This window comes from Patulibacter medicamentivorans (genome assembly GCF_000240225.1).
Classification (GTDB): Bacteria; Actinomycetota; Thermoleophilia; order Solirubrobacterales; family Solirubrobacteraceae; genus Patulibacter; species Patulibacter medicamentivorans.
On the sequence record NZ_AGUD01000241.1, the window covers coordinates 1 to 17,939 of the forward strand.

The following is a 17,939-nucleotide window of genomic DNA, read 5'->3' on the forward strand; positions in this document are numbered from 1 at the left end:
CCGCGGCGCGCTCCGGGAGCCGCGCCCGGCTCCGACCGCGGGCCGCCGGGCGCCCGGGGTCCCGATCGTCAGCCGCGAGGCGGGGCGCCGCGGCGGACCTGACGCGAGATCCCCCCGGTCTGGAGGCCCCAGAGGACCCAGCCCGCCCGGCCCGCGGTCGCCCCGCGGACGCCGCCGGCCGGCAGGTCGCGGCCCTTCTGCAGGTCGCCGGAGGTGAGGATCTCGATCACCGTCGCCGGCCCGGCCGGGCCGCCGGACGCCAGCCGCCGCCCGGCGCGGTCGGCCAGGACCTCGCCGACCTGGACCGCGGTCGCCATCCACGGCGCCGACTCGGCCCGCGAGCGGGTGCCGACCGGACCGAGGACGTAGGCCTCGACCTGGACGCCGAAGCCCGACTCCTCGGCCGCCAGCACCTGGGCCGCCATCAGCTCGCCAGCGGCGACCGTCGAGACCGCGCCCGATCCCGGGACCGGGTAGCGGGCCGCGGCGCCGTTGATCATCACGTAGCCGGCGCCGCGGCGGTCGCGCAGCAGCGGCACGAAGGCGCGCATCGCCAGGTGGTGGCTACGGAGCCCGTCGTGGACGGTCCGCTCCCAGTCCTCCAGCGGCAGCTCCGCCAGCGGCGGCCCCGCGTCCCAGCCGCCGAGCGCGGCGACCACCAGATCCGGCGGTCCGGCCAGCCGCTGGACGTCGGCGGCCAACCGCCGCGCCGCGCCGTCGCCGCCCGAGAGGTCGCCGATCACCGGCACCAGCCGCTCGACGGCGGCGCCGGCCTCGGTCAGCCGGTGCTCGAGCTGCTGCAGGCGCTCGGCCCCGCGCGAGGGCACCACCACCCGTGCGCCCGCGGCCAGCAGCGCGATGACGATCCCCTCGCCGACCTCGCCCGCGCCGCCGCAGACGACGGTCGTGCGGCCGTCGAGCCGCGCGGGGGGCGCGGGCGTGCCGCGGCCGGGAAGGTGATCGAGCAGCGCCATCGGGCCGAGGCTACCGGTCGGCGCCGCGGTGGCCCCGCACAGGGTTCCGCGTGACCCGCGGCGCCCGCCGTCGATCGGGCGCCGCGGATCACGAGGAGGAGGGGAGAGGGGGGCGGCCAGGTGGGCCGGCCGCCCCACCGATCATGTTGTCGTGACCACGTCGAGGCGACCATCGCCAGCGGGCGCGACGAACCCCGTCCGGTTTGGCCGGTCGTCCATCCCGTCGCGGCCGGGAACCGCGTGACCGGCGAGCCCGGCGAAGGCCGCCAGCAGCGCCGCGGTCGTGACCGGCGCGTCCCGCTGCAGGTACCTCATCGCCTCGATAGCGGCGTCGTGGGCACGGCGCGACGAGCCGACGACGGCGTCGGTCGCGACCCGGAACCGGTGGTCGTGCTGATGCGCGTCGGCGGCCGTGTAGTGGATGCAGACGTCGGTCAGGCCACCGGCCAGCAGCACCGTCCCTGCGCGGTGGGCCTTGAGCACGATCTCCAGCTCGGTCCCGAAGAACGCCGAGTAGCGGCGCTTGCGGATCAGGAACTCGTCCGGTCGCGGATCGAGGCCGGCGACCAGGGCCGTCGACGGGTCGTCCTCGATGCAGTGCGGCCCCTCCGCCCCGTCGAGCTCGCGGCCGATGTCGACCAGCGAGCGCTTGTGGACCTCCTGGATGAAGACCACCGGCACGCCGGCGGCCCGCGCCGCCGGGACCAGCGCGCGGATCCGGGCCAGCCGCTGCGGGACGTCGTCCATGTCGGTCAGCCCGCCGCCGGTCTCGGGCGCGAAGACGCCCTGGACGTCGACCAGGACCAGGACCGGCCGGCCGGCGATCCGCGCGGGATCGCCGGCCGTGCCCGGGACGGGACGGTCGCGGGCCGTCACCGGACCGCCTGGCCGACCGCCTCCGGCGCCAGCCGCCCGGCGGTCTGCGCCGGCCGCTCGCCGCGGCGGACGGCGGTGTCGACCACCACGCCGAGCAGCCCGATCACGCCGATCATCAGGATCGAGCCCCACTCGACGTACCAGGCGGCGCCGATGTCGCGCGGCCAGGCGATGTTGACCACCTCGAAGGCCAGCCAGGCCGCGGCGGCGACGTTGACGACCGTGCCGCGGACCCGCCCGAGCGAGAACGGCCCGGCCTCCCAGCCGCCGCGCATCCGCGTGATCAGCAGCGCGAAGATCGGCATCGCGAAGGCGACGTAGAAGCCGGCGGTGGCGAGCGCGATCAGGGTGTCGTAGAACTCCAGCGCGACGGCGCCGACCAGCAGCACCGCCGAGATCCCCGCGGTCACCACGATCGCGTTGATCGGCAGCCCCTCTCCCGCCGAGAGCCCGCTGAGCAGCTTGGGCGCCGGCAGCTCGCGGTCGCGGGCCATCGCGTAGACGACGCGCGAGACGGCGGCCCCGACGGCGACCATCCCGGCGGTGAAGCCGGTGCAGACCACGATCATCATCGGCCGCACGATCCACGAGCCGAGCTCGGCGGAGAGCGTGGCGGCGATCGGGTCGTCGACCTTGCCGGCCAGGACGGCGGGCAGGTCGGGGATCGCCAGGATCAGGGCGAGGCCGGCGTACATGACGATCGCGGCGACCAGCAGCAGCGACCAGATCAGCGCCTTCGGCACGTTGCGCTCGGGCTCCTCGACCTCCTCGGCGACGTCGGCCGCGCTCTCGAAGCCGATGAACGCCCAGCCGACGATCGCGACCGCGGCCAGGAACGGGCCGAACGAGAACGAGCCGCTGCCGCCCGCGACGCCGGTGAAGAGGTCGCCGATGCCGTTCTCGCGGTGGAAGACGAGCAGGATCGTGCCGATCACGACGCTGCCGATCAGCTCGCAGCCGATCGAGACCAGCACGAAGATCTTCAGCGGCTTGCGGCCGACGACGTTGGCCAGCGTCGCCAGGCCCAGGAAGCCGAGCGCCAGCAGCAGCCGCAGCTCGGTGCTGGGATCGTCGACCCCGAGCGCGGCGGCCGCGAACGGGCTGGCCGCGTAGGCGGTCGCGACCATCAGCGCGATCAGGGTCCAGATGTAGGCCCACCCGGTCGCCCAGCCGTAGGTCCGGCCGAGCATCTTGCGCGACCACTGGAAGAGCCCGCCCTCGATCGGCCAGCGGCTCGACAGCTCGCCGAGGCTGAGCGCGACGAGCAGCTGGCCGGCGAGCACGACCGGGAACGCCCACCAGAACGAGGCGCCCGAGGTGCCGAGGCCGAGGGCGAAGATCGCGTAGAGGGCGATGATCGGCGAGATGAACGCGAACGCCAGCGAGAAGGCGGAGCGCAGGGTGAAGTCGCGCCTGAGCGCGTGGGGAGCCGCTGGTGGCTGCGCGGCGGCGGCCGCGCCAGAGGGGCTGGTCATAGGTATGACCATAGGTTCGGCCGATTCGTCCGACCTTCGACGCCCGTCCAAGAGCGGGCCCCGGGGTGACCGCCCGCAGGGACAGGCGTCCTGGCGCGTCGCCGCTCGGCCCGGGTCAGGTGTCGCGGCGGATGAAGGACAGCCGCACGCGCGACCCGTCCACGCGCACGCGCGAGAGGCCGACGACGTCGTGGTCGCGCGAGAAGTGGGTCTCGAGCAGCTCGGTGTAGGGCTCGCCGTCGACCACCAGCAGCCCGGCCGGCTCGCCGTCGCGGGCGACCCGGGCGAGGATGTCGGTCGCCGAGTAGTCGACCGGCGTCCGGCAGCTGTGGGCGATGAACTCGAAGGTCGAGTCGCCCAGGTGGACCTGCTCCAGCGGCACCGCCAGCCAGGCGACCGGGACCACGTCCTCGACGGTGATCACCGGATCCCCGCCGGCCAGCAGCAGCCGGTCGACGTGGACGCACGGCGCCCCCTCCGCGACCCGGAGCACCTCGGCGATCGCCGCGCTCGCGGGCGCGACGCGGTGCGACTGGCGGACGCCGGGCTCGTGGCCCTGCTGGGCGATCAGCGTGCTGAACGGGACCAGCCGGTTGAGCCGCATCGCCGACCGCAGCACGTGGCGGTTGACGAACGTCCCGAACCGCCGCCGGCGCGTCAGCAGGCCGTCCGCCTCGAGCCCGTGCAGCGCCGCCCGCAGGGTCGTGCGGCTGACGCCCAGCTGGACCGCCAGCTCCGCCTCGGGCGGCAGCCGGTCGTCGGCGAACGCTCCGTCGTGGATCTGCTCCAGCAGCGCCTGGCGCGTGCGCTCCGTCAGCGAGCGGGCGCCTCGGCCGCCCGGCACGGCCGGCGGCGGCGTGCCGACGGCACGGGCTTCGGGGGGCTGGTCGGCGATCTCCCGATCGTACTTCCGCCCGCCGACGAGCCCGGCCCGACGGCCCGCGGCCGACCCCGGAGCCCTCGCCGCGTCCGCCACCCGGCCAATCGGACGGGGACCGTTCCCTCCAGTCGTCCAAGCCTGGCCGCCATTGGTCATACCTATGCTTGGCAGGCCGCGTCCCGAGGAGCCCGATGCCCGTGCAGCACCCGCAGCCCGAGAACCCCACCCCGCTGGTCGAGACGACGATCCCCGGCGGCTGGACGTGGTCCTCGCCGATCCCGCGCGGCAGCGCGATCCGCCTGACCGACGTCGATGGCGGGGCCAACGCCGCCCTGACCGCGCTGCGCCTGTCCGACCCCTCCGAGCGCTACTGCATGGGCGACACGCTCAAGCCGCAGCACCGCTCGCGCCTGACCGCCGGCGACGCCCTCTACTCCGACATGGGGCGGATCCTGCTCTCGCTGATCGAGGACGAGGTCGGCGGGCACGACCCGTTCGGCGGCCTCGGCGACGACCGGCTGCTGACCCACCGTCACGGCCCGCAGGACTACCAGTCCCAGCGCAACGGCTGGTGGCGCAGCGGCCGCGAGTCGCTGACCGTCGAGCTCGCCAAGCACGGCCTCGGCCGCGCGGACGTCGGCGACGTGGTCAACCTCTTCAGCCTCGTCGACGTGGCCGCCGACGGCACCACCGCGCTGCGGCAGGGCCACTCGCCGGCCGGGGCCAGCGTCGTGCTGCGGGCCGAGCTGGACCTGCTGGTCGCCATCCACTGCGGTCCCCACCCCCACGCCGCCGACGGGCCCTGGGCGCCGAAGCCGGTCGCGCTGCGGGTCGACCCGATCGCCCCGCCCGCGGCCGACGACCCCGTCCGCCTGCGCTGTCCCGAGAACGCCCGTGGCCTGGCCGCCAGCGAGCAGGCCGCGCGCCTCGCCGCCTGAGCCCGCCGCCGAACCGGAGCCCCGCCCGTGAGCACCACCGCCCCCACCGCCGACCCGATCCCCGGCGTCCTGACCCGCGAGAGCCCGCTCGACCCCGCCGCCGCCCGGCTCGACGTCACCGTCGCCGCCGGCGACGGCTGGCTGCACCGGCTGCGAACCGGCGAGGTGCTGCGGATCGTCGACCTCTGCGGCAACCAGGCCGTCGACACGCTCCTCTACGACGCCGACGACGTCGGCCGCCGCTACAGCGCCGCCTCGACGATCCGCACCAACGGCAACGTCTACCTGCGCGCCGGGTCGACCCTCGTCGACGGCGAGGGCGGCGCGCTGGCGACGATCACCGGCGACACCTGCGGGCGCCACGACACGCTCGGCGGCGCCTGCTCGCAGGAGTCCAACGTCGTCCGCTACGGCGAGCACGCCCGCCACATGCACGCCTGCCGCAACACCTTCCTGCGGATGGCCCTCGACCACGGCGAGCCGCTGACCAAGCGCGACCTGGCCGCCAACGTCAACTTCTTCATGAACGTCCCGCTGACCCCGGACGGCGGACTCGAGTTCGCCGACGGGATCTCGGCCCCCGGCCGCTACGTGCAGCTGCGGGCCGAGCGGCCGACGCTGGTCCTGATCAGCAACTGCCCGCAGCTGAACAACCCCTGCAACGGCTACGACCCGACGCCGGCGCGGCTGCTGGTGTGGGACGCCGAGACCGCGGCGGCCGGCGATCCGGACGCCCCGGCCGCCGCGCCGACGACGCTGCCGGCGGTCTGGCGTGCGGGCGGCGGCCGGCCCACCGACGACGGGGCCGGAGCGGCGCGATGACCTGCGCGGCGACGATGCGCGAGCTGCTGCGCCAGGTCGACGTCGTCGCGCCCGGCCTGCAGACCTCGGTCCAGGACCTGCCCGGCCGGATCGGCCTCTGGGAGGTCGGCGTCCCGCCCTCGGGGCCGATGGACGAGCGCTCGGCCGCCCGCGCCAACGCCCTGGTCGGCAACCCGGAGGGCGCCGCGCTGCTCGAGGTGACCCTCGCCGGGCCGACGCTGCGCTTTCCCGGCGGCGCGCTGGTGGCGGTCTGCGGCGCCCCGATCGCGCTCGCCGTCGACGGCTTCCCGGTCCCGCACGACGTGGCCCTGCCGCTGCCGGCCGGCGCCGAGCTGGCCGTCGGCGCGACCACCGGCGCCGGCGTCCGCGCCTACCTGGCGGTCCGCGGCGGGCTCGACGTGCCGCTGGCGCTGGGCAGCCGCTCGACCTTCCTCGCGGGCGCGATCGGCGGCCACGAGGGACGGGTCCTGGCAGCCGGCGACCGGCTGCCGATCGGCTCCGATCCCGGGTCCGCGAGCCCCGCTCCGGCCCACGCCGACGAGCTGGCGGAGCCGCGCCCCGCGACGATCGACGGCGACTGGACCCTGCGCGTGCAGCACGGTCCCCACGGCGCCCCCGACCTGCTGACCGGCGCCGGGCTCGACCACGTCCTGAACGGCGACTGGACCGTCCACGGCCACGCCGACCGGACCGGCATCCGCCTGACCGGCGTCGAGATCGAGCGCGCGCTGTGGGCCCGCCGCGACGGCGGCGACGCCGGCCTCGACCCGTCGAACGTGATCGAGACGCCCTACGCGCTGGGGGCGATCATGCTCAGCGGCGGGACCCCGATCATCGTCGGCCCCGATGGGCCGAGCCTCGGCGGCTTCTGCTCACCGCTCTGCGTCGTCCGCGACGACCGCTGGAAGCTCGGGCAGCTGAAGCCGGGCGACCGCGTGCGGCTGGCGCTCGACGCGGCCTCGCGCGGGCCCGAGCGGACCGCGGCGGCCGACGGCCGCGCCCAGCCCCCGTCCCCGCTCGCCGACGCCGACGCGGCCGCCGGCGCCGCACGCACCGGCCGAGCCGTCCCCGCGGGTGTCGCGCCCGCCGTGCTGGCCGAGATGCCGGGCCGCAACGGCGCGCCGAACGTCCGCTTCCGGCGCGCCGGCGACGAGAACCTGGTCGTCGAGTACGGCGATCCGTCGATCGACCTCGGCCTGCGGCTGCGGGTCCACGCGCTCCAGCAGGCGATCCGCGAGCGGGCGATCGCCGGGGTCCAGGACCTGACTCCGGGCGTCCGCTGCCTGCAGGTCCGCTTCGACCGTCACCGGCTGGCGCTCCCGCGGCTGGTCGACGAGCTGCAGCAGGTCGAGGCCGCGCTGCCGCCGACCGACGAGCTGACGATTCCCGCCCGCGAGGTGACGATGCCGCTCTCGTGGGAGGACCCCGAGGCGGTCAAGGCGATGCGCCACTACCAGGAGCACGTCTTCCCCGACGCCCCCTGGTGCCCCGACAACATCGAGTACATCCGGCGGATCAACGGGCTGCCCGACCGCCAGGCGGTCCAGGAGATCGTGCTCGCCTCGCAGTACGTCGTGGTCGGCCTCGGCGACGTCTACCTGGGCGCGCCGGTCGCGCTGCCGCTCGACCCCCGTCACCAGCTGGTGACGACGAAGTACACCCCCGCCCGCACCTGGACGCCCGAGAACGCGGTCGGGATCGGGGGCGCGTTCCTCTGCGTCTACGGGATGGAGGGGCCTGGCGGCTACCAGCTGTTCGGCCGCACGGTCCCGGTCTGGATGCGCCGGTTCGCCGAGGGCGACGGCGACGGCCGGCTGTCGCCCGACCGCCCGTGGCTGCTGGACCACTTCGACGTCCTGCGCTTCGAGCTGGTCAGCGCCGAGCAGCTGCTGCGGCTGCGGGCCGCGGCCAAGGACGGGCGCAACGTCGTCTCGATCCGCGAGCGGAGCTTCTCGCTCGCCGACCGGCGAGCGCTGGAGCGCGACCACGCGCCCGAGATCGCCGCCCACCACGACCGTCGCAGCAGCGCGTTCGACCGCGAGCGGGCCTCGTGGGCCGCGTGAGCCCGACGCCGACCACGACCACGACCCGAGCCGCCGCATGAGCGATCTGCTGTCCGCGACCACCACCCCGGCGCCGGGCGCCGCAGCGACCGGCCTCGGCCGCGCCCTGGCCGCCGTCCGCGCCGGGGACGACGACCACCGGCAGCGGGCGCGCGCCGCTCGCGATCGCGCCGCGACGCACGACGACGCGAGCTGGATCGCGCTGCTCGACGACGACCAGCTCGCGACCCACGCGGCGCGGGCCGCCGAGGCCGGGCCGCAGGCGCCGCTGGCCGGGCTGACGTTCGCGATCAAGGACAACATCGACCTGGCGGGGACGGCGACGACCGCCGCCTGCCCGTCGTTCGCGTTCCTGCCCGAGCGCTCGGCGACCGTCGTCGAGCAGCTGGTCGCGGCCGGGGCGGTCCCGATCGGCAAGACCAACCTCGACCAGTTCGCGACCGGCCTGGTCGGCACCCGCTCGCCCCACGGCGGGCCGCGCAGCGTCGCCGACCCGTCCCGGATCAGCGGCGGCTCGAGCTCCGGCTCGGCGGTCGCGGTCGCCCGTGGCGACGTCGACTTCGCGCTCGGCACCGACACCGCCGGCTCGGGCCGGGTGCCCGCCGGGTTCAACGGGATCGTCGGCCTGAAGCCGACCCGCGGTCGCCTGAGCACCGCGGGCGTCCTGCCCGCCTGCGCGTCGCTGGACTGCGTGTCGCTCTTCACCCGCGACGTCGACGGGGCCGCGACCGTCCTCGACGCCCTGACCCGTGCCACCCCGGCCGACCGCCCCGACGGCCTCGGCGATCCGCGCGATCCGTGGTCGCGCGCGCGTCCGGGTGGCCTGGCCCCCGCGGCGCGGCGGCTGGCCGGCCCGGGCGACGGCCCGCGTCCCGCCCGCCCGTGGCGGATCGGGCTCGCCGCCGACGCGCTCGACGCCGACGGCGACGACCAGACCCGCGCCGCCTGGCGCGACGCGATCGACCACGCCGGCGCCGTCGGCGACGTCGTCGCGGTCGACCTGGGCCCGTTCCTCGAAGCGGCGCGGCTGCTCTACGAGGGGCCGTTCGTGGCCGAGCGCTACGCGGCCGTCGGCCCGTTCCTGGAGGGGGACCCGGCCGACGCCGACCCGGTCGTCCGCGCGATCGTGCTCGGCGGCCGCGACGCGCCGGCGCACGCGCTGTTCGCGGCCCTCGACCGGCTGCAGGCCCTGCGCGCGGCGGCGACCGAGGCGCTGGCCGGGATCGACGCGCTGCTGGTGCCGACCGCGCCGATCCACCCGACCGTCGCGCAGGTCGCCGCCGACCCGGTCGGCGTCAACTCGCGCCTGGGACGGTTCACCAACGGCGTCAACCTGCTCGACCTCTGCGGGCTGGCGCTGCCCGGCCCGGCGCGACCGGACGGCGTCCCGTTCGGGGTCACGCTGCTGGCGCCGGCGTGGCACGACGAGCTGCTGCTGGAGCTCGGAGCCCACTGGGAGCGATCGCTGGCCGAGGCGGCGGGCGACGGTCGCTCGCCGACCGCCGAGCCGCGGCTCGAGGTGGTGGTCGCCGGAGCCCACATGGCCGGCCTGCCCGCCAACCCGCAGCTGCTGGCCCGCGGCGGACGGTTCGAGCGCCTGACCCGGACCGCCGCCGGCCACGCCCTGCGGCTGCTGGCGACGCCGCTCGGGCCGCGGCCGGGGCTGCTGCGCCCGGTCGGCGCCAGCGTCGCCGCGACCGGCAGCGGCCAGGTCGAGGTCGAGGTCTGGTCGATCCCCGCCAGCGAGCTGGGCGCCCTCTCGACCGTCGTGCCGGAGGGCCTGGCGCTCGGCGCCGTCCGGCTGCTCGACGGCAGCGCCCCGCTCGGCTTCGTCGCCGCCGCGACCGGTCCGTACGACCCGGCGGAGCTGCTGCCGGGCGGCTGGCGGGAGCACGTCGCAACCGGTTGAGCGCCGGCGGCCGCGCGGTCGCCGGGTCAGCCGCTCGCGCAGTGGCAGCCGGCGACGTGGTCGTCGACGACGCCCATCGACTGCATGAAGGCGTAGGCGACGGTCGGCCCGACGAACGCGAAGCCGCGCCGCTTCAGCTCCTTGGCCATCGCCTTCGAGGTGGCCGTGACCGCCGGCACGTCGGCGAACGTCGCCGGCCGGCCGGAGCGCTCGGCGGCGGCCGCGTCGGCGAACGACCACAGCAGCTCGTCGAGCCCGCCGTCCTGGCGCAGCGCGACGGTCGCCTGGGCGTTCTTGATCGTCGCCGCGACCTTCGCCCGGTTGCGGACGATCCCGGCGTCGGCCAGCAGCCGTGCCGTCTCGCGCTCGCCGTAGCGGGCGACGACGTCGGGGTCGAAGCCGTCGAAGGCGGCCCGGAAGCCCGCCCGCTTGCGCAGGATCGTGATCCAGGCCAGGCCACTCTGGAACGCCTCGAGCGTCATCAGCTCGAACAGCTCGCGCTCGCCGTGCAGCGGCCGGCCCCACTCGCGATCGTGGTAGTCGCGGTACTCGGCGACGCCGGCGCCCCAGCGGCAGCGCGCCAGCCCGTCCTCGCCGACGACCAGCTCAGACACCGCTGTCCTCCGCGGACGCCCGCCGCACCAGCGCCCGCAGCGCGGCGATCCCGTCGGCGATCGGCGGGATCGCGACCCACTCGCTGGTGCGGTGCATGTCGGCGCCGCGCGTGATGCCGACGCAGACCGTCGGGATCCCGAGCGGGAAGGCGGCGTTGCACTCGGTCGACCCGGAGTCCTCGCGGGCCCGCGGCAGCCCGACGTCCGCGCGGGCGGCCCGTGCCGCCCGCAGCAGCGGATGGTCGCGCGGCGTCTGACCGGCCGGCCGGTGTCCGACCTGCTCGACCGTCGCGTGGATCCCGCGCGGCGCCGCCTCGAGCGCCCGCCGGACCAGCGTCGCCGTCCGCCGCAGGCGCCCGTCGTCCTCGTCGCGCAGGTCGACCAGCAGCCGCGCCTCGGCGGCGATCGCGTTGACCGTCGTGCCGGCCTCGATCACGCCGACGTTGACGTGGCGACCTGCCGGCACGGCCTTCAGCGCCGCCGCCCCCGCCACCAGCAGCGCGTGGGCCGCGCTGGCGGCGCCACGATCGCCCCACGAGTGCCCGCCCGATCCGCGGTAGGTCGCGCACAGGCGCAGCGCCCCGATCCCGCCGGTCACGAGGTCGTCGAGCAGGTGCCCCTCGACCGCGACGAACGCCCGCGTCGGCACGCTCCGCAGCAGGTGCTTCGCTCCGCGCAGGTCGCCGAGGCCCTCCTCGCCGACGGTCGCCGCCAGCACGACCGGGGTCGGCGGCGGGCTCGCGGCCAGCTCGCCGGCCAGCGCCAGCAGCGCGGCCAGCGCCACCGTATCGTCGCCGATCCCGGGACCGAGCAGGCGCTCGCCGTCGCGGCGCGGCTCCAGCGCCACGTCGCGCCCGAAGACGGTGTCGAGGTGCGCCGAGACGACGAGCGCCGGGGCGTCGACCGGTGGCACGCGGCCGCCGGCGAGCGGCAGCCGCGAGACGACGTTGCCGACCTCGTCGTGCTCGACCGGGAGGCCCAGGTCGGCGAGGCGGCGGCCGACGACCGCCGCGCGATCGCCCTCGTCCCCGGTCGGGGCCGGCACGGCCGTCAGTTCGAGCGTCGTGGCGACGATCTGTTCGACGAGGGGATCGAGGGACGCGAGCATGGCCGGGCGCGGAGGCCGACGCTTGCCGGCGACGCAGCCGTCACCCTAGATGAGCGGCACCGGGCCCGGCGGACCCCGGACGGCCGGTTCGGCTCATGCGTCGCACCGACGCGCCATCCTTCACCTCGGGGCCACGCCCGCCACGCCGTCCAAGGGGTCTTTCTCTCGATGTCCATCCTCCTCCGTCAACGCCGCGTCCCGTCCGGGCTGCGGTGGGCGCTGACCGGTGCCACGCTGCTCGCCCTGGCGGCCGCGCCGGCCCAAGCCGCGGCCGCGCCGGAGCACACGGCGGGGCTGCGGTCGTCGACGTCGCCGTCGGTGATCGGCGGCGGCACGACGACGATCACCTTCAGCCCCGCCGGCAAGCGCAACCTGCGCCGGGCGGGGATCAGGGTCCGCGCGCTGCCGACCGCTTCGACGCTGTCGACCGGTCAGCTCAAGCTGCCGGTCTCCCGCGGGCTGATGCGGCCCAGGGACCTGACCGCCAAGGTCGACCACCTCGGTGGCGGGATCGAGTTCCGGCGCGGCTCGCGGATCCTGACCATGACCGAGCTGCGGATCACGATCGGCAAGCGCACGATCCGCGGCTCCGCGGTTCTCGAGGGCAAGCGCACCAGCCTCTTCCGGGTCCTGCTCAAGGGCGCCCGGATCCGCGCGACCAAGCGCTCGCTGCTGGTCGAGCGGGTCCAGATGCGCGTCGCCTACGCGCTGCTCCAGGCGACGCGGAAGTACCTGCGCACGTCGAAGCTCCAGCGGGGATCGCTCGGCACGATCAAGCTCGAGGCGACGGTCGCCCCGTCGACGCGGGCCCAGCTGGACTTCGCGAGCGGGACCACGACGCTGACCCTCAGCGAGGCGGTCGCCGCCGGCCTGGCCCAGCAGAAGGTGACGGTCACGCCGGAGGGACCGGCGACGCTGGCCGGTCCCCGCGCCTACGCGTTCCCGATCGTCCACGGGGCGATCGACAAGCGGACCTTCCTCGGCTTCTTCCAGCACAGCGGCGGGCTGACCTTCGCCGCCGGCTCGACCTCGTTCGCGCTCCGCAACCTCCAGATCGTGCTCGACGGCAAGCAGCCGCACGTCAGCGCCCAGGTCGCCACCGACCGCTTCGCCGTCTTCAACCTCAACCTGCGCCGGATCAAGGGCTCGGTCGACGGCAACCCGGTGCGGATGACGAACGCGATCGCCTCGCTGACCTCGAACGCCGCGGCCGCGCTGAACAAGGTCCTCGGCACGACCACGATCACCAAGGGCACCCAGATCGGGACGATCGACATCACGGCGGTCCGCCGCTGATCGGCGCGCCGGACGCTTCCGGGATCGCCGGCGGGGCGATCCCGGAGCGCGTGGGTCGCGGCGGGCCAGCGGCCCGCCGCGCGCGGCTCAGCCGGCGGCGACCAGCTGCCGCAGGACGTAGCGGAGGATCCCGCCGTGGCGGTAGTAGTCCGCCTCCTTCGGCGTGTCGATCCGGACCCGCGCCTCGAACGAGACGTCGCCCGCCTGCACCTGCACCGTCTTCGGCAGCTCACCCGCGTTGAGCGGCCCGGCGAGGCCCGTGATGGTGAAGGCCTCCTCACCGGTCAGGCCCAGCGACTCGGCGCTCTCGCCGTCGGGGAACTGCAGCGGCAGCACGCCCATGCCGACCAGGTTCGAGCGGTGGATCCGCTCGAAGCTCTCGGTGATCACGGCGCGGACGCCGAGCAGGTTGGTGCCCTTCGCCGCCCAGTCGCGCGAGCTGCCCGAGCCGTACTCCTTGCCGCCCAGGACGACCAGCGGGACGTCGGCCTTCTGGTACGCCTCGGAGGCCTCGAAGATCGAAGTCGTCTCCCCCGCCGGCAGCGCGCCGTCGTCGAGCAGGTAGCGGGTGACGCCGCCCTCGGTCCCCGGCGCCAGCTGGTTACGCAGGCGGATGTTGGCGAAGGTGCCGCGGATCATCACGTCGTGGCTGCCGCGGCGGGAGCCGTAGGAGTTGAAGTCCGCCGGCTTGACGCCGCGCCCCTCCAGGTACGTGCCGGCGGGGGCGTCGCGCTTGATCGAGCCGGCCGGCGAGATGTGGTCGGTGGTCACCGAGTCGCCGAGCTTGGCCAGCACCCGCGCGCCAGCGATGTCCTGGACCGGCTCCGGATCGGCGGGCATGCCGTCGAAGTAGGGCGCCTTCTGGACGTAGGTCGAGCTGGCGTCCCAGGCGTAGCGGTCGCCGGTCGGGACGTCGAGGTTGCGCCAGTTCTCGTCGCCGTCGAAGACCTGCGCGTAGCTGCTGCGGAACATGTCCGCCTGCAGGCACTCCTCGACGGTCTGCGCGACCTCCTGGGTGGTCGGCCAGACGTCCTTCAGGAAGACGTCGTTGCCGGCCTGATCCTGCCCGAGCGGATCGACCTCGAAGTCGAAGTCCATGGTCCCCGCCAGCGCGTAGGCGACCACCAGCGGCGGCGATGCCAGGTAGTTCATCTTCACGTCGGGGCTGATCCGGCCCTCGAAGTTGCGGTTGCCCGAGAGCACCGAGGTCACCGACAGGTCGGCCTCGTTGACCGCCTTGGAGATCGGCTCCGGCAGCGGGCCGGAGTTGCCGATGCAGGTCGTGCAGCCGTAGCCGACGAGGTTGAAGCCGAGCGCGTCGAGGTCGACGTTGAGGCCGGCCCGCTCCAGGTAGTCGGTGACGACCATCGAGCCGGGCGCCAGCGAGGTCTTGACCCACGGCTTGCGGTTCAGGCCCAGCGCGGCGGCCTTGCGGGCGACCAGGCCGGCGGCGACCATCACCGACGGGTTCGACGTGTTGGTGCACGAGGTGATCGCGGCGATCACGACGTGGCCGTGGTCGAGCGGGAAGGTCCGGCCGTCGTACTCGACCTGGACCGACGTCTTGGACTCGAGCACCGCGGTGCCGTGGTGGTGGTCGCCCGCGGCCGCCTCGACCGGGTGGGCGGCCGAGCCGTTGCTGCCGCTCGGCTCGGCGGCCGACGGCGGGTCGCTGGCGGGGAAGCTGTTGTCGAGGGCCTTGTCGTACGGGCCGGACGGGCCGTCGTCGCCGTGCAGCAGGTCGCCGAGCGACGAGCGGAAGGCGTCCTTGGCGACCGACAGCGAGACGCGGTCCTGCGGGCGCTTGGGCCCGGCGATCGAGGGGACGACGTCGCCGAGGTCGAGCTCGACGACCTGGCTGAAGGTCGGCTCCTCGGACGGGTCGTGCCAGAGGCCCTGGGCCTTGGCGTAGGCCTCGACCAGCTCCAGCTGCTCCTTCGGGCGGCCGGTGAAGGCCATGTAGCGGATCGTCTCGGCGTCGATCGGGAAGATCGCCGCGGTCGAGCCGAACTCCGGGCTCATGTTGCCGATCGTGGCGCGGTCGGCCAGCGGCAGGCGGGTGACGCCCTCGCCGAAGAACTCGACGAACTTGCCGACGACGCCGGTCTTGCGCAGCAGCTCGGTGACGGTCAGCACCAGGTCGGTGGCGGTCGCGCCCTCGCGCAGCTCGCCCTTCAGCCGGAAGCCGATCACGTTCGGGATCAGCATCGGGATCGGCTGGCCGAGCATCGCCGCCTCGGCCTCGATCCCGCCGACGCCCCAGCCGAGCACGCCGAGGCCGTTGACCATCGTCGTGTGGGAGTCGGTGCCGACCAGCGTGTCGGGGTAGGCCTGACCGGTCCTGTCGTTGACGAACACCGACCGCGACAGGTACTCCAGGTTGACCTGGTGGACGATCCCGGTGTCCGGCGGGACGACCTTGAACGACTCGAACGCCTCCTGGCCCCAGCGCAGGAACTGGTAGCGCTCCTTGTTGCGCTCGAACTCCTTCTCGGCGTTGAACGCGAACGCCTGGGCGTTGCCGAAGGCGTCGACCTGGACCGAGTGGTCGATCACCAGCTCGGCCGGGACCAGCGGCTCGATCTTCGACGGGTCGCCGCCGAGCTCGCCCATCGCGTCGCGCATCGCGGCCAGGTCGACGACCGCCGGCACGCCGGTGAAGTCCTGCAGGACCACCCGGGCCGGGGTGAAGGCGATCTCGTCGGCGGGCTCGGCCTTGGCGTCCCAGGTCGCGAGCGCCTCGATCTGCTCCTTGGTCACCGAGCCGTTGCCCTCGGTGCGCAGCAGGTTCTCCAGCAGCACCTTGAGCGAGTAGGGCAGTCGAGCGACGTCGTACTGCGACTGCAGCGCGTCGAGACGGAAGACCTCGTAGGAGCGGTCGCCGACGGAGAGGGTGTCCTTGGCGCCGAAGCTGTTGGTGGTCATGCGCGGGTCCTTCGGGTGTCGGTGAGGGTTGGGGAGCCGGTGTTCGAGCGGTCGCGGCCGGCCTGACGGGCGACACGGCGACTCGGGATCGGGGGTGCAGCGAGCAAGAGCATCACGCGTCGGCGGGCAGCAGGGTGAAGGGGCGTCCGTCCGCGGTGGCCAGCGTCCGGAAGTGCCGGAAGTCGAGGGTCGCGATCCGCGTGGTGTGGAGCCGTGCCGCGAGAGCGATCAGCGACGCGTCGGTCAGGCCCAGATCGGGACGTTCGCGAGCGATCGCGATCATGTCGCGCAACCCATCGGCCCACCAGCGCAGGCCGAAGACGCCGGCGTCGAAGTTGTCCCAGAGGACCTGCTGGGCGCTCTGGCCGCCGACCCGACCGACGAAGTGATCGATCTCGGCGAGCGCCAGCGGCGTCGTGACGAAGTCCTGGTCGGTCGCCTCGAAGAACCGGGCCGCGGCTCCGTGATGCGCATCGTCGGTGTCGATCAGCGCGACGACGAAGCTCGTGTCGACGACGATGCTCACTCGCCGAAACCGGTCTCGGTCAAGAACGCATCGACGTTCTCCGAGATGTCGCTCCGTCCGCTGCTGACGATCCCGATGATCGACGGCCGCGGACGAACCGGCCGCCGCACGGCGCCGCCGAGCGTCCGGCGGATGAACTCCGCCTTCGTGATGCCCTCCTCCGCCGCGCGGAGGGCGAGCGCCTCGTCGAGCTGGTCCTCGATGTAGATGCTCGTCTTCTTCATGCCCTACGTAGGGTAGCACCCTACGTTCCCGACCGGACGGGTCGGAATGACCCCGCCGAGCCGTCGCTCAGGGCTGCAGCTCGTCGACCGCGTCGAGGATCCTGCCGGTCGGACCGCCGAGGAACGTGTTGCCGATCTCGCGATAGTCGGCGCTGCCCCGGCGGCGGACGAAGTAGGTCGGGGTCCCGTCGACCCCGAGCCGCTGGCGCAGCGCGTCGGTCTCCGCGACCACCCGCCGCGAGGCCGCGTCCTCACGGAGGCTCAGCGGGGTCGCCTCGAGGCTCGGCGTCACGGCGGCGATCCGCTGCAGCAGCCGGTCGTCGATCCAGCTTCCGCCCTCGGCGCCCTGGTTGAAGTAGAGCATCAGCGCCAGGTTCCAGGCGCTGCCGGAAGCGGCCAGCCGGTCGACCGCGACCCGGCCGAGGCCGGAGTTGGCGCCGAGCAGATCGACGAGCCGCAGCTCGACGTTGGCCTTGCCGGGCCGGACGGCCTTGTCGACCAGCTCGCGCAGCTCGTCGCCGGTGAAGTGACCGCGGCAGATCGGGCAGTGGAGGTCGGCGAAGATGGTGATCGTCGCCGGCGCGGTGGGCCGGCCGAGCACGATCCCCTGCTGCGGGATCCCCCGCAGCAGCTGCCCGGTCTCCTTCGCCCCCCGGATCCCGTTCGGCGAGCGGGTGCCCTTGTCGCCCCCGCCGCCGAAGCCGCCGAAGGCGATCGCCAGGCCCGCGATCACGACCAGCGCCAGGGCCGCGACGCCGAACAGCTGCCAGCGGCGGCTGCGCAGCTGGTCGAGCTCCGCGTCGTCGATGCTCATGCCCCGGCGAGCTCGCCGTCGACCCCGCCGCGCTCGTCGACCTCGTCGCCTTCGGCGTCGGCGTCGAGGTCGGTCGCGGCCGCGACCAGGTCGGGGCCGCGGACGAACCGCGTCGCGCTGATCACGAACAGCAGCGTCATGCAGACCGCGCTCGTGGTGCAGAACGGGCAGAACGCGTCGAGGGTGATGTACGCGCGGTACATCAGGTACATCGAGAACAGGAAGCCGCCGCCGCTGAAGAGCACCAGCAGCAGCCGCGCCATCTCACCGCGCAGGGTCAGCGCGGCGAAGATCAGCCCGTAGCCGACGACGCCGAGCACCGAGACCGGGATCCCGAACAGCTCCGACCACTCCGACTGCTGCACGACCGTGCAGCCGCCGCTGACGCCGCAGACGCCGCCGTGGGCGTACTTCGTGTAGACCAGGTAGCCGGCCGCGCAGACGCCGACGAGGGCGATGACGTAGCTGGCGATGCGCAGCCGGCGATCGGTCATG

At 74.7% G+C, this 17,939-nt stretch carries 15 protein-coding genes and 1 pseudogene; 5 read left to right on the forward strand and 11 right to left on the reverse strand.

All coding sequences use genetic code 11. The features are described 5' to 3' along the window. Positions 1-68: 68 nt before the first annotated feature. From PAI11_RS16195 to PAI11_RS24620, 4 genes are all read right to left on the reverse strand, one after another. Positions 69-974, reverse strand: coding sequence for an SDR family NAD(P)-dependent oxidoreductase (locus PAI11_RS16195; protein ID WP_007576718.1), 906 nt, complete (start codon positions 972-974; stop codon positions 69-71). A gap of 141 nt (positions 975-1,115) precedes the next feature. Further along, complete coding sequence (locus PAI11_RS16200; RefSeq protein WP_007576720.1) at positions 1,116-1,850, reverse strand: cysteine hydrolase family protein; 735 nt, start codon at positions 1,848-1,850, stop codon at positions 1,116-1,118. After that, the gene (locus PAI11_RS16205) at positions 1,847-3,325 is read right to left on the reverse strand and encodes an APC family permease (RefSeq protein WP_007576722.1); all 1,479 of its coding nucleotides are present in this window, start codon (positions 3,323-3,325) and stop codon (positions 1,847-1,849) included. Before PAI11_RS16205 ends, PAI11_RS16200 begins: the two co-directional genes overlap by 4 nt. A gap of 115 nt (positions 3,326-3,440) precedes the next feature. After that, complete coding sequence (locus tag PAI11_RS24620; RefSeq protein WP_007576724.1) at positions 3,441-4,169, reverse strand: GntR family transcriptional regulator; 729 nt, start codon at positions 4,167-4,169, stop codon at positions 3,441-3,443. Between the two features lie 227 nt (positions 4,170-4,396). Between PAI11_RS24620 and PAI11_RS16215 the strand changes: the two genes are divergently transcribed. The 4 genes and pseudogenes from PAI11_RS16215 to atzF all read left to right on the forward strand — a co-directional run bounded on the left by PAI11_RS16215 (position 4,397) and on the right by atzF (position 9,937). Beyond that, positions 4,397-5,143, forward strand: a complete 747-nt coding sequence (locus PAI11_RS16215) for an urea amidolyase associated protein UAAP1 (RefSeq protein ID WP_040600634.1) — start codon at positions 4,397-4,399, stop codon at positions 5,141-5,143. 69 nt (positions 5,144-5,212) lie between these two features. Continuing rightward, positions 5,213-5,851, forward strand: a pseudogene (locus tag PAI11_RS16220) (urea amidolyase associated protein UAAP2); the annotation flags it as partial. Positions 5,852-5,961: 110 nt separating this feature from the next. Then, positions 5,962-8,028 carry a 5-oxoprolinase/urea amidolyase family protein gene (locus PAI11_RS16225; protein ID WP_007576729.1) on the forward strand — a complete coding sequence of 689 codons (2,067 nt, stop codon included), beginning with the start codon at positions 5,962-5,964 and terminating at the stop codon, positions 8,026-8,028. Between the two features lie 37 nt (positions 8,029-8,065). Continuing rightward, positions 8,066-9,937, forward strand: a complete 1,872-nt coding sequence (gene atzF / locus PAI11_RS16230; RefSeq protein ID WP_007576731.1) for an allophanate hydrolase — start codon at positions 8,066-8,068, stop codon at positions 9,935-9,937. Positions 9,938-9,963: 26 nt separating this feature from the next. On the opposite strand, the gene PAI11_RS16235 is transcribed toward atzF, so the two are convergent. Both PAI11_RS16235 and PAI11_RS16240 read right to left on the reverse strand, forming a co-directional pair. Next, a complete protein-coding gene (locus PAI11_RS16235; RefSeq protein ID WP_007576733.1) occupies positions 9,964-10,551 on the reverse strand; it encodes a DNA-3-methyladenine glycosylase I in 588 nt (195 codons plus the stop codon). Continuing rightward, positions 10,544-11,659: a M20/M25/M40 family metallo-hydrolase gene (locus PAI11_RS16240; protein WP_007576734.1), complete on the reverse strand. Its 1,116-nt coding sequence runs from the start codon at positions 11,657-11,659 to the stop codon at positions 10,544-10,546. The genes PAI11_RS16235 and PAI11_RS16240 overlap by 8 nt, the downstream gene beginning before the upstream one ends. 168 nt (positions 11,660-11,827) lie before the next feature. Here PAI11_RS16240 and PAI11_RS26445 point away from each other — a divergent pair, with 168 nt between their 5' ends. Beyond that, positions 11,828-12,955 carry a hypothetical protein gene (locus tag PAI11_RS26445; RefSeq protein ID WP_007576736.1) on the forward strand — a complete coding sequence of 376 codons (1,128 nt, stop codon included), beginning with the start codon at positions 11,828-11,830 and terminating at the stop codon, positions 12,953-12,955. A gap of 87 nt (positions 12,956-13,042) precedes the next feature. Here the strand turns inward: PAI11_RS26445 and acnA are convergent, their stop codons facing one another. The 5 genes from acnA to PAI11_RS16270 all read right to left on the reverse strand — a co-directional run bounded on the left by acnA (position 13,043) and on the right by PAI11_RS16270 (position 17,938). Continuing rightward, positions 13,043-15,880, reverse strand: a complete 2,838-nt coding sequence (gene acnA / locus PAI11_RS16250; protein WP_007576738.1) for an aconitate hydratase — start codon at positions 15,878-15,880, stop codon at positions 13,043-13,045. Between the two features lie 112 nt (positions 15,881-15,992). Next, complete coding sequence (locus PAI11_RS16255; RefSeq protein WP_007576739.1) at positions 15,993-16,406, reverse strand: type II toxin-antitoxin system VapC family toxin; 414 nt, start codon at positions 16,404-16,406, stop codon at positions 15,993-15,995. Next, positions 16,403-16,630: a ribbon-helix-helix domain-containing protein gene (locus PAI11_RS16260; RefSeq protein WP_007576742.1), complete on the reverse strand. Its 228-nt coding sequence runs from the start codon at positions 16,628-16,630 to the stop codon at positions 16,403-16,405. Before PAI11_RS16260 ends, PAI11_RS16255 begins: the two co-directional genes overlap by 4 nt. 67 nt (positions 16,631-16,697) lie before the next feature. Beyond that, on the reverse strand, positions 16,698-17,444 hold the full coding sequence (locus PAI11_RS16265) for a DsbA family protein (RefSeq protein ID WP_007576744.1): 747 nt from the start codon (positions 17,442-17,444) through the stop codon (positions 16,698-16,700). Beyond that, complete coding sequence (locus PAI11_RS16270; protein ID WP_007576746.1) at positions 17,441-17,938, reverse strand: vitamin K epoxide reductase family protein; 498 nt, start codon at positions 17,936-17,938, stop codon at positions 17,441-17,443. The genes PAI11_RS16265 and PAI11_RS16270 overlap by 4 nt, the downstream gene beginning before the upstream one ends. Position 17,939 lies beyond the last annotated feature (1 nt).